The organism is Nocardia sp. NBC_01388 (genome assembly GCF_045040085.1).
Lineage (GTDB): Bacteria > Actinomycetota > Actinomycetes > Mycobacteriales > Mycobacteriaceae > Nocardia.
Genome location: NZ_CP109553.1, coordinates 2559828 through 2572255 on the forward strand (window position 1 = coordinate 2559828; position 12428 = coordinate 2572255).

A 12428-nucleotide genomic window follows, 5' to 3' on the forward strand; every position below is an offset into this window, starting at 1 on the left:
AACGCAAGGACGTGAAACTTGCGCTCAAAGCAATCCGTCGCGGACGCGACGCAGCCAACCTCGCAGGCGAGCTCAGTAACCGCCGCGAATGCCGTGGCTATCAATGCCCGCACTGTGACGGTTGGCACTTGACCTCGAAGCCCCAACGCGCGGCATGAGTACCGTCGAATCATGTGGGCCCTGCACGGGCCCAACATGGTTCGCGGCGCACTCGGATTCCGGGCAATAGCCCCGACAGCACCCGAGTCAATCGTTGACACTGCCGTAGGTGACCAGGCCGGCCCACAGCTCGGGGTGCTTTCGGCGCGAGGGCAATTCGGCGAGCCAGTCGAGCTTCGCCTCACGCAATGCATGAATCGGTGCAGCGCCGGCGGCGAGGTTCTGCCAGAATCGTGTCATCAATTGCGCGGTCGCTTCGTCATCGATGTCGTACAGGCCGCCGATCACTGTCGTAGCGCCGCGCAGCATCAACGCGAGCGGGAACCCGCCCAGCTCGACTCCGTCAGCTGTGGTGATCGATGAGTGGCAGGACGCCAGGACACAAAGCCGCGGTATCGCCAGCGTCAAGATTTGTGCGGCGGTCATGGTGCTGCCGTCCGGCAGTACTTTGGCCTGGCCCCAACCGGTTTCGTCCTTTGTGCCGTGAACCCCCATCGCCAGGAAAGATACTCGTTGAACGGGCCCTGCCCCGAGTGCCGCCTCGAGGTGCTCGGCGCGGTCTACCCGGCTGACGCCGGGGATGTTCGCGAGCAACGCGCGATACTCGGCGGTCGTATGACGCAGTCGGACCTCGTCGTACACCGCTACCGACGGCGCCAGCGAGCGGGTCTGCTCGATCCGAGCCAGGGCCAGTGCGCCAGTCAGGGACCCGTGCAAACTCACGACCGCTCGATCGACCAGGTGCTGATCGCGGCCGACGGGGAGTGTATCGAAACAAAGATGGAAGAACCCGGTCGGAACGATCAGCAGCCGCAGCGGTGATGCCGACGAGTCCTCGAGCCGACGGCGCAGCGACGGAGGGAGCAACGCTTTGGCGATGGCCGCGGCCCATGTGAACCCTCTCGGATCACCAGGTGTCAGCGTGGTGAGTGTCCGCGGCAGTTCGATGGCGTCGAGGTACTCGTGGGCGTCGGTTTCATCCGCCGCGATCCAGGTGAGGCGGCGGAACGTTCTCACCGTTTCCGTGTCGGCATCCGGACTGCCCAGTGCCGGCGCCGAAGCTGGAAGCAGTTGCAGCACAGCAACATCGCCGTGACGCGAATCGCCCGCCAGCAGCGACTGCGGGTGTGCCTGCTCCAGGAGCCCGGGATCACACAGGGCACCGAGCGGCCCCAGCACAGCGTTTGCGTGTCGCCGGGCGTCGGCCCGATCGCCACGCACCACTGCGGAACGTATGGCCACATCCTCAGGTGGAGGAGCGCCGCCGTCATCGCCGTCGCCGGCGTCGGCTGCGGGTTGGCCGGCAGTCGCGATCGCCGAAGCGCTGACCTCCAGGGCCGTCGACCGAATCCGGACATCGACATTGGGGTTTCGTGCGAGCTCGGCGAGGATCAGCCCGACCCGGTCGCGGCGGGCCGCTTCCATCACGATATCGGCGGCTCGATGGTCACCGATATCGACCGCCAGTTCAGCCGCGGCGGTGAACACATACCCGAACGTGTCCGCCAATTCCCGTCGGTCGGCGTCGGTCCCGATGGTGACCATCAGCTCGGCGACACAGCGCACCGCCTTGAGTAAGCGCGCCATCTGGGCCTCGCGGTCACCCTCGATGGAGGCACACCAGGCTGCGGCATTCCACGCGATGGCCTCACGCTCCGGGTCGATGCTCACACCGGCGGGCCGAAGCAGCGCTACAGCCTGCAGCGCCGAAGTCTCGACAGACGCCTTGTTCGAGACATCCGATGCCGACGATGTTGTGCGCCACCACCATTCGGCCGACAGTCCGTTCAACTTCGCATGGAGCGTCAGGGTGGCGACCGTGCCCGGATCAGCGAGGAGCTCATCAAGGCGTGCACGAACCAGCGGACTGCCCGCCCGCCCATACCGGACGGCGTTGGCCAGCGCGTTGTAGCTCAGCTCCGCCCGCCGGGCTCCTCGGTGCACATCGAGGAGCTGGCCCTCCAATTCGGCGTTCGGCACAGTTCCGGACCGCAGCAGCAGCCTCGCACGGGAGAACGTCACCGAGTAGATGCCGTTGATCGCGAACCCTGCCCACGCGTCGGCGACGACACCGAGGAGCGCGAGCGTGTAGTCATGTACCGCCGGGTCATCGATGACACGTCCCGTACGAACCGTCGCCGCGGCTATGTCATAGGTGATGTTGCCGATCCATGTCAGTCCTTCTTTCGATCCAGCAGCGCGGAATCGGCGGACGCACTCGCGCAACGCAACGAGATCGGGAGGAATCGTGTTGTCGGCGAACACATCCCAGCCCAGGCTGGACATGACACGTGAATGCAATCGTTCGAGCCGCAGCTCTGACCCGCGACTCTCATCGCGCAACCGAACCGCATTGGTGCCGGCAAGGACATTCCAATGCCGGTGGATCGCGGTGTTGTCCGGCATGGATTCGGCCAACCGCTTCATTTCGGCTTCGGTGCTGAGGAACGCACCCACGTCGCGCCGTCGCCGTTCCACTCGCGCTCGCAGAGCCAGTGCGCGTGCGTAATGGAGAGGAAGCCGTTCTTTCGATCCGCTGGCCCAATGAACAAATTTCTCGATTGTCGCCGTCGCCTCCGGCACCATTTCCGCATCGAGATACGCCCTGGCAAGGGTGCGCAGGGCGCGGAACACCGAGCGTTCGCCGAGGTTGTCGAGCAGGAACGGTGCATCCGCGTTCAACAACGCACCCGCGCACTCGTCGGTGATGAGTTCCGCCGAGTCGATCGCGGCCTTCAGCGCCGCCGCACCACGCGCCGGCGCTCCTGTGTTCCGCATCGCGGTACACACGGTGCTGGCAATGAGGAGTCTCATCGCTGTGTCCGGGACCTCAGCGACCAGTTCGAGGGCATGCTGTGCGTCGGCAACAGCCTCGTCGAGCTCCGAGCGGCCCGAACCTGTGGTGATCGACTCTTGCGCCTGGTGATGTATGCACAAATACGCCATCGCTCGTCGGGCGCGGCCATACCGATCCGATGCATTGTCGGTGAGTGCGAGCAGAGCGGCCGCAGCGCGACGCACCGTTTGCTTGGACGGGCGACCGCCCGGAAAGCCGCCACGTCGCACCTTGTTCAGCGATTCCGGGCACCAAGGCTGCGCTGCAATGCAGATCGCCGCCAGCCTCGAGGAGTCACGAGCGTCGTTGCGCAGCAAACGGTCCCAGGCATCGCTGCCCCTGAGCGGTTGCGGGTTTTCGTTCACGCGGGTTTTCCTTTCGTGAACCTCGATAATGCGGTTTTGCCGCGATGGGAGCGCAGTTACGGTGACGATAACCGTGCTGTCACAGCGCACGTAGATCGGCGAGACCTTCTGCCACGCTGAACATTCCGTCACCGAGAGGTCCGCAAGTCGATCAGTGCTGCACCGCACCCCAGGCCACTCGACTGAACCCTTTGTTGACGGTGGCGATGAGCCTTCTGACGTTACTGCCATCGGCATCCATCACGCAGACGTTGTAGGAATCGTCGCTACCTCGACGCATGAAGGCGAGTCTGGTTCCGTCCGGAGAGAAGACGGCACCGCCGCTGTCTCCGGTATGAGTAAGTTGCTGCATGTTGCTGCCGTCAACATTCATCACGAAAACGTCGGAACTGCTGGCATTCCACTGGCCTCGGGAGAACACGAGCTTCGTCCCGTCCGGAGAGAAGGCGGCACCGACGCTGTCTCCGGTATGAGTGAGCTGCTGCACCCTGCTCCCGTCGACATCCATCACGAAAATGTCGAACGGTCTGTGATCAGCAGTATGCGCAAACCGGTTGTAGACGAGCTTCGACCCATCCGGAGAGAACGCGGCACCGACGCTGTCTCCGGTACGAGTGAGCTGCTGCACCCTGCTCCCGTCGACATCCATCACGAAAATGTCGAACGCCGAACTGTCGGCGCTCGACGAAGCGCTGGCATATGCCAGTTTCGTCCCGTCGGCAGAGAGGGCAGGGGCTTCGGTGTCGGGGGACCTCCCGATCACATGCTGCGGATTGGTGCCATCGATGTTCGACACGTAGAGGCCGGAGGCGTCGTCTGCGCTGGTGCGCATGTACGCGATCTTGCTGCCGTCTAGTGCGGCTGCCACCGTGCCGTTGTCGCCACTGCTGTCCGTGAGCCGCTGGACGTCACTGCCGTCGGTACCAATGGAGAAGATCGACGTGTACGTGGTACCCGAGTCGGCGGCGTAGACGATACGACCGTTTGCGAAATGATGACTTGCAGGGCCTGCCGTGCCGGGCTCCGGTGCTGGAGTCGAGCAGCCGGTCGCTAATCCGAGGGATGCGAGCAGGACAGCGGCCGCCAGACTAAAACGATTGACAGCACGGGGCGAAGAAGACGGTGGTCGGGCGGCCGAGGTGAGCAATTCTGTCTACTTCCTTATGGGGCAGGTGACGCGATGCGTTGCTACGTATACGAAACGGCCGATGGGAGCGCCCGCTGCGCCTTACGCCGTGGAGGCCGAGCCCCTCACTCCACCAACAGAATTCAGATCCGGACGGAGACCTGTCAGTCATCTTTCTTATCCGAATTGGTGCAGTTCGATGCTCAGGTGCCGGACGGCGGCTGGGTTCCGGCAGGGAATGAACCTGCCTACGTGGGCACCTCAAGATTGGGATGTGTCGCTCGAATACTTGATGTGACGTCGACGGAGATGGGAGGATTCTGCAGCAATCATCGGCGAGGCCTGCCGTGGTGCCTCACTTGGTCGGGGAGACAGTCATCTTGACGGTCGAGGTCAGTTCTAGGCCGGATCCGGAATTCTGCATCTGGCGAGCGAGGGCCGTCCCTTGTTGTGCGGTGAACAGGCCCGAGATCTGTGTCGTACTGGTCCCCGGTGGCGTCGCTTCCTGGATGAACGGCGCGCTGATTACGCCGGAGTCCGCGACGAACGCCAGCTGTCTGCCGACGTTGTCGCTGGTGGCGCGGCTCCACACGTCCGCGGCGGCGCTGGTGAAGGTGACGAGGATGACCGGCCGATCGTTGACGCTCGATGTCGTTGCACTGACGATTCCGGTTCCGTCGATGACACTGGGCCCCAGCACGTATCGCTCAGAGCCGTTGGTCGAGCATGCGACCAGTGGGCGAGTGGGATCATCCTGACCGTCCAGCGGGTCCGGTGCCGAACAGTCCAACGTGGTGATGGCACGCACCTGCGTATCGGGATCGGTGCTCTGCCGCAAGGCTTTTGCCTCGGCGACGGTGTCGGTGTTCGGGGCTGACGTCGCTCTCGGCAGTACGGATGTGGCCGAAGCGGTCGGGCCGGCCGACCCACCTTGCGACGGTCCACCCGGCGACTGACCGATCACATGCAATACCGGGCGGATTCGTAACGTCGACACCTGGCCGAGCGTGCGGACCCCGTCGGTGTCGATCTCGTCGAGTGTGAGCACGATCGAGGCCCCCTCGATACCTATCCGAGCGCCGGTGTTGGTGAGGTTCAGCCGGTCGTCGATTGTCTGCTTCATCTGTTCCAGCTGCGCAGAGGTCGGTGGTGCACCCGCGAGAGTCGCGTACGTGTATGTAATTCGGGAGGTGCACCTCGTGCAGTCGGGGCGCTGCGTGCTCGACGGACTCGGGGTCTGCGTCTGCGCGGAGTCCTGATGACTGGGGCTGCACCCGATCAACCCCAGTGTCACCGTCGCCACTGCGCAGACAACAGCGGGGACACCTCGCGTGGAACGCCCGCGCCGGATCAATTGGGAGTCGCTCGGAGGTCGCCGAAGATGGCGTAGGCGTCGCCTCCGGGGTTGAGGTTGGTCACCTGAAGCCGGAGGCGGAGAGGATGATCCAGGTCGAGGTGGACCGGGACCGAGTCTCCGATCTTGACCGCGGTATCGGTTGTCACGACGCCGTCCGCGTAGATCTGGAATTGCATGGACATCCCACTAGGAGTCGCGTCGTCGCGGACACCGAGGGTGCCGTCCAGGTGAGAGTATTTGCGGGCGAGATCGTATTCGACAAACGCGAGGTGGTGTCCTTGCGGGTCGATCATGACCGAGCGGGTAAAGGTGGTGCCGGATACGGCAGCCGGGCCGGTGTCGAAGTTGAGATACGTTGCGCCGTCAAGTTTCTTGAAGTCCATGAGGTACTGCACGCCGACGATGGGCGTGCCTGATATCGGGCTGGTGGGGGTTATCGAGGAGCGACTGGACGACGACGACGCCGCAGCGGTGGTGGACGACGCGGCCGTGGTTGACGATGCCACCGTCGTGGTGGCGAGGCTCGCTGTGGGCGCGACAACAGTGGTGACGATGACCGTCCGAGTTGCCTGCGGCCGCGATTCGTACAGCGTGATGATTGTGATGGTGGCGGCCAGGAGCAGTAGCGCACCACCGAACGCGGCAGGCGCCGCGTACCGTCTCCAGCGGCTGGGGCCATCCGAAAGCGGGGGCAGGTCACCGAAGACGGAGTCGAGCTGCGACTGCGTGGTGGCGGCGTGGATGCGCGCCGACCGTTCGTCGAATTCGGCGATGGCGATTCGATCTGCGGAGAGGTGTCTTCTGAGCAGCTCGAACGCACGCTCACGTTCAGCGGTCCCAATGCGGGGTTGGAGGTTCTCGTCCATGCCCGGAGCCTAACTTCGTATTGTTGGTATCGAGTTTTATAGTGTCCGTGCGGTTTTCACCGGCTATATCAGTTATTGCGTTGTGTAGCAATACCTTCTGAGGCGCTCCGAGAAGAGACCGAACGACCCTGTTCACACGAACAGAGTCGGGTCGCCCCAGGCGAGTTCGGGTAGCCGACTCGACCTGCCCACAGCCGACAAGACTCCCCCCAGCATCGGGTTCCCGATGGTATCCGGCCGATAGGCGACCAGTCGGAGCCGAAGTACGCGGGTGACGTCGTAATGGATGCGGATCGGCGAACCGTGAGTCGTCACTACGTGTTTCTGCGGTTCATTGTCGAGGAATACCTGGAAGTATCCGATCTGGCCGGCGTCCGCCGCATCGTCGAGAACGCCGACCATGGTCTCGAACTCGCGGTACCTGCGGCCGAGGTTGTACTCGACGGCGCTGCGAGGATCTCCGCACAGGACCGCGCAGCGATGCACGATGCTGTTGCCGTAGTGCTCGGCATCGAGATCAGCGCCGCCGAATATCAGGTCAGGCCCGCGTTTCACCGGCTCGAGCACCGTTGTCAGCAGCCGCGCCTTACGGCGGACCGGCACCGCAATCGTTGTGGCAGTGAATGTTTCGGCGAACGGGGAGCCAACGAACTCTCCGAGTTCCGGCATGGGATGCTCCCCCTGGCCGGTGAGCGCGACGCGCAGATCCGCTATCCCCGCAAGAGTGAATTCGCTGATCACATAGTGGGTGGCGGAGTAAGCCATCAGAAACATCGGGATCTCATCGATGGATCGCCCCGGGAGCACCACCGGGAGGATTCGGCGAGTCTGCTCGTTCAGGTTTCTGGTCATGTCGTTGCGGAGGATCGCGGTCTCGAACTGGGCGCCGCGGCCCTCGTGCGACTGCGCCAATCCATCTGCGCGGCTTTGGTAGTCGGGCGAGGCGATGACCAGGACGAAGTCTGCTCGTGTCAGTTGCTCGATCGCCCAACTCGACCAGTCGCGGCGCTGATTGTCGTACCACTGATCCAGATGAACGTCGATTCCCGCCTCCACGCGTAGGAAGTTCGCGAATTCGCGGACCAGACTCTTATGTTCGTCCGAATCGTGCGAATAGGTAATGAATACGCGTGGTGACACCGTGCTGGAACCGTACGAAACTTGTTCTCCGACAACCATCATGCCCGTCCTGAACGCCAAATATTTGCCGTCTCGCAGGCAGCCTACGCTCGAGGTGAGCGTTTGGAGCCTGTCATTATCCACCCCGGTCTGAATTATCCGATTAGTCGCAGTTTCGAAGGTCGAATTCGACTGTGTTATCAGAGATCTGGTCTCCTGCTATCGACCGGGAGCCTGTAGGCCGGTCCGGCGGACGCTCTGCGAAACCGAGCGCTGGGTCCATTTCCAGTCCGGCATGCGATGGCGCAGAACATAACCGGTGACAACGGCGGCAGTCGCAAGGAGAGCGAGCACCGCCAGACCCCCACTCCCCGACCCCAGCGCGATGAAGAAGGTCAGCAGACCGGCCCCGCTCGCGACCAGGTACGCCACAATGTGGTCCGACCCGTACCACTTCACCTGCGCAGCACGGTCGACCAGACGGCGTATCTCCGCGATGTGGGTGCGCACCTCGGCGAACTCGTCAGCGCGCAGATCGAGATTCTCGATCCGCTTCAGCACCTGCCGGGAGAGCTCGAGTTGGGCCTCGTTGGTGATGCTGCGGCTGCCGTCGGCGAATTCGCTCCACTGTTCCGTTATCGAGTCCAAAAGTGCGCCGGCCAGGTTCTCCCTGAAGTAGGGGACGTTCGGGTAGTCCCGAACCGCCTTCTCGTAGATGGGAATCGCCAGTTCCAGATTGTTGCCGGCGTAGGTGTTCGCGATCCCGATCGCATAGAGCGGGCTACCCGGATCGAGGGCTTGGGCGCGCTCGTACGCCGCCCGTGCGCGGAGCCAATCCTCAGCGCCGCAGTGGATGTCGCCGAGCGCGCCGTGGAACCGAGGATCCTCGGCGTTCAATCGGATTGCCTCGTTGATCTCGAACAGGGCATCACCGGCCTTGTCGAGTTCGAGGGAGGCCTGAGCACGGATGTACCACGCTTCCGCGTCCCCGGGATGTTCGCGGGTCGCTTCCTTCGCGGTGATGTGTGCTTGAAATCCGTCGCCGCTGTCGAGGTAGTTCAGCGCTGCCGACTTCCAGTCACGTTGCAGTGCTTCATGTTCAGACTGTGGATCCATGAGACTTCCTGCCTTGTTTCGTTACAGCGCTTCGATCTTCTGAATCAGACTGCGCCGCTTGAAGTAGACGCGGTCGCAGCACCCCACGATTCCCATTCGCTGCGACCACGACGACATCCAGGCAGCGACGCTGACCCTCCCGTTGTCCAGCGCGGTGACCGAAACCGAGATGACGGGTTTCGCGCTGCCCACCGAACTCATGCCGAATCCCCTGGCCCGATAGTTCATATCCCCCGGGCCGTCTACGGCGCGCCACCACACCGATCCGAAATGATCTTGCACCAGGTCGATGACATGATTGTGTGGCGCCTCTACATAGGTGTCGATCTGCTTCCTGGCGCCAGCGCTGAGAAAGAACGAGATCACCAGCGCAGTGACGAAAATGATTCCGACCAGAACAATAAAGGCTTCCATCGTGAACTCCTGAACGCGATCCGAGACTCAGCCGGTGGTGATGTCGCGGACGAGCTTGTTCTTACCGCTGGTGCGGCAGAACGCTTCTGCGGACAACCGGGTCGCAGTGATCGAGGTGCGGTTCGTGCTCTGGCCGGTGCTGCGCAAGTAGTTCTCGATGATCGTTTCCTTGCGTGTTTTCGCGGCGGCGATGAAATCCTTGCAGGTCGTGTCGCCTCCGTCGGCGGTCTGCACGGCGGCGCTCACCGCGGGGCTCGCGGTGGTCCCGGAATTGTGCGGCGAACTGGAGCAGCCGCAGGCGAGTAGTGCGCCGGTTACCAATGCGGCAGCGGCGATCACGATGCGCTTCATGGTGACTTCTTTTCCGATCGGGAATGTTGTTGTGCACAACTGCATCACGGGCGGCACGGGCTTTCCTGGACATCTGGAAAGGGCTTGAATACACTGCACGATGCCGTCACAGGGACTGCGGAGGTGACGATGACCAGCTCGCAGCGAAAAGCCGCCGATCCGGATGCGGCCCTGGAGCACTTCGTCACCACGTTGAATCAGGCTGTGTTGCACGCCGAAAAGCAGCACGGCTTCGTGAAGCGGGCGAATTTAGCCAAGCAGCTGAGTATCTCGATGGGCAGTGTGTACGCCTATCTCAAGGGGACGACCCTGCCGTCCTCGGCGGCGTTGGAAGCGATGCTCTTCGAGCTGCATCTCGACGGGCTCGCGATCGGCCAGTTGCTCACCCTGCGCGACGAGGTGGAGATCGCACGCCGGACCCGGCGCGACCAAGGCTCGGCACGACCGTCACGCGGCTCCTACGCCACCGAATTACCCAGGGACACAAGGCAACTACGCGGCAGGGAAGCGGAGCTCGAGCAGGTCATAGACCTGCTGACTGCGCCGGAGTCCGCGGATGCCGGCCCGAGCACCGTGTGCGTGCTGTCGGGCGTCGGCGGCGTGGGCAAGACCGCGCTGGCTGTGCGGGCGGCCCGTAGTCTGGAGAAGTCGTTTCCCGAGGGGTGCCTATTCCTGGACCTGCACGGCTACGCCGCCACCCCCGTCATGTCCGCAGCAGAAGCCGCGGACAAGCTCCTGCGCCAACTCGACGCGCCGCCCGAGTCCGTTCCGACACGGCAGGATGAGCGCCTCGCCGCGCTGCGCGAGATGTTGCGCGACAGATGCCTGCTGCTGGTGCTGGACAACGTACTCGATGCCGCGCACATCCGGCCGCTGCTTCCTGCGGAGGGAGCCAGCCGGGTGCTGCTCACCAGCCGTAGCAACCTCAACGGGCTCGACGATGCTCATCGGATACCGATAGGTCCACTGTCACAGTTCGATTCGGCGGCACTGGTGCGCGAGTTCATCACGGATCTGCCCGACGTTCGTCGCCCCTCCGAGGAACAGGTCGCCGCGATGACGCGCCGGTGCCACGGCCTGCCGGTCGCGATCAGGATCGCCGCCGCGTTCGTGCATACGGAACCGTGGCCGACCGAGGACGACACCGTCGGGATCGAGATGTTCCATGACGGGGACCGCGATCTGCAGGATCTGTTCGAATGCTCGGTGGCCCGATTGACGCCGGAGCACGCCCGGACCTTCACCGCGCTCGGACTGCACTGTGGTTCCGACTTCGATATCGCGGCGGCTGCCGCCATATCCGATATCGACCGCGCCGCCGCCCGCCGTGCGGTGCGGCACCTCATCGAGGTCAATCTGCTCGCGGCTCCGAAGGCCGGACGATACGAATTCCACGATCTCATCAAGTCTTTCGCACAACAGCGAGCCGAAGCCGTGCTTGCCCCGGAAGAACGCGCACGGGTCTGCGATCGGATGGTCGATCACTACCTCTCTACCGCCGATGCGGCAGACCGCCTGCTCACACCCGACAGACACCGCGCGAGCATGGCTCCGTCGGTGCAGAACACGGCGTACCCGATGCGCGAGTACCGCCACGCCCTGGCGCAACTGACCGCGGACCGTGACAATCTGCTGGCCGCCGCGCAGATGGCATTCGAGCGCGGGCGCGACGAGCAGTGCTGGCAGTTGGCCTTCACCGTGCGGGAGTTCGCCTTCATCACCCACGACATCAACCTGTGGATTCGAACCCATCGGTGGGCGCTGGAGGCCGCCGAGCGCGCGGGTGACATTTATGCCGAGGCGGTGACCTGCAACAATCTCGGACTCGCCGAGCTGTCGGGCGGGGACACCGAGGCGGCGTCAGCGCTCTACCAGCGAGCTCGAATTCTGTTCGGGAAGATCGGCGACGCCTACGGAGAGCACATTGCGCTGGCGCACGAAGCCTGGGCACAGTTCCTGCGGGGCGAGTTGGCGGAAGCGCGGCGTAAAAGTATCGATGCGCTCGCGTATTTGACCGCCCATGGAAAGCCCCGGAACGTGGCCATCCTGCTGCGCGATACCGCCACGATAGAAATCGCTATGAACCGGTGCGAGGCGGCAGTACCGATGGTGCTCCGGGCACTGGAGGTCTTCCGCGCCGAGCAACTCCAGTTCGACGAGGCGATGGCCTACAACGTGCTCGGACGCGCCTACCAGGGGCTCGACGCTCTTCGACATGCGGACGAGATGTTCTCGCGTGCAGCCGAACTTGCCTCCCGGTCGGGCAGCCTGCTCGAGGAGACCCGTGGATACGAGGGGCTGGGTGAGATCGCCGCGGCCGAGTCCAGCTGGCCGGCGGCCCGAATGTATTGGAACAGAGCCCTTTCCGGTTACACCACCTTGCGTGACAGCCGACGGCAAGCCGAGATTCGTGCGCGGATGGCATTGCTGCCGGGCACCGATCATTGATTCGGTGCCCGGCGAGCAACTACGGTGCGGGCGCCTTCCACTCGAATTTGCACAACTGACATTGATACTTCTGCCAGCCCTGGCGATCCTTCTCACCGATATCCATGCCGGTCTTCCTCTTACACTGCGGGCAAACCTCGGCCATGCCTCGCTCCTTCCTGTGTCATCCCATCGAGCCATATGGCAGGTCGCTCGAGTGCGACCTCTGGAAAGCACTGAAAAGCACTGCACGGTCACAACGTCCGCACCGGCTACCACCGCCCTTAGCATC

General features: G+C 63.5%; 9 protein-coding genes. 1 reads left to right on the forward strand and 8 read right to left on the reverse strand.

Annotated elements, in window-relative coordinates; translation table 11 throughout:
- Positions 1-246 precede the first annotated feature (246 nt).
- From OG716_RS12485 to OG716_RS12520, 8 genes are all read right to left on the reverse strand, one after another.
- On the reverse strand, positions 247-3450 hold the full coding sequence (locus OG716_RS12485; protein ID WP_405137798.1) for a CHAT domain-containing protein: 3204 nt from the start codon (positions 3448-3450) through the stop codon (positions 247-249).
- Between the two features lie 61 nt (positions 3451-3511).
- Entirely contained in the window at positions 3512-4507 is a 996-nt protein-coding gene (locus OG716_RS12490; protein WP_405137799.1) for a TolB family protein, read from the reverse strand.
- 334 nt (positions 4508-4841) lie between these two features.
- A complete protein-coding gene (locus OG716_RS12495) occupies positions 4842-5609 on the reverse strand; it encodes a SecDF P1 head subdomain-containing protein (RefSeq protein WP_405137800.1) in 768 nt (255 codons plus the stop codon).
- Between the two features lie 227 nt (positions 5610-5836).
- Positions 5837-6709, reverse strand: a complete 873-nt coding sequence (locus tag OG716_RS12500) for a DUF1707 domain-containing protein (protein ID WP_405137801.1) — start codon at positions 6707-6709, stop codon at positions 5837-5839.
- 132 nt (positions 6710-6841) lie between these two features.
- Positions 6842-7849, reverse strand: coding sequence for an SEFIR domain-containing protein (locus OG716_RS12505; RefSeq protein ID WP_405137802.1), 1008 nt, complete (start codon positions 7847-7849; stop codon positions 6842-6844).
- Positions 7850-8047: 198 nt separating this feature from the next.
- Positions 8048-8944, reverse strand: coding sequence for a tetratricopeptide repeat protein (locus OG716_RS12510; protein ID WP_405137803.1), 897 nt, complete (start codon positions 8942-8944; stop codon positions 8048-8050).
- A 21-nt stretch (positions 8945-8965) separates the two neighbouring features.
- Entirely contained in the window at positions 8966-9358 is a 393-nt protein-coding gene (locus OG716_RS12515; RefSeq protein WP_405137804.1) for a hypothetical protein, read from the reverse strand.
- Between the two features lie 27 nt (positions 9359-9385).
- Positions 9386-9709, reverse strand: a complete 324-nt coding sequence (locus OG716_RS12520) for a hypothetical protein (protein WP_405137805.1) — start codon at positions 9707-9709, stop codon at positions 9386-9388.
- Positions 9710-9838: 129 nt separating this feature from the next.
- On the opposite strand from OG716_RS12520, the gene OG716_RS12525 reads away from it, so the two are divergent.
- Entirely contained in the window at positions 9839-12157 is a 2319-nt protein-coding gene (locus tag OG716_RS12525) for an NB-ARC domain-containing protein (protein ID WP_405137806.1), read from the forward strand.
- Positions 12158-12428 lie beyond the last annotated feature (271 nt).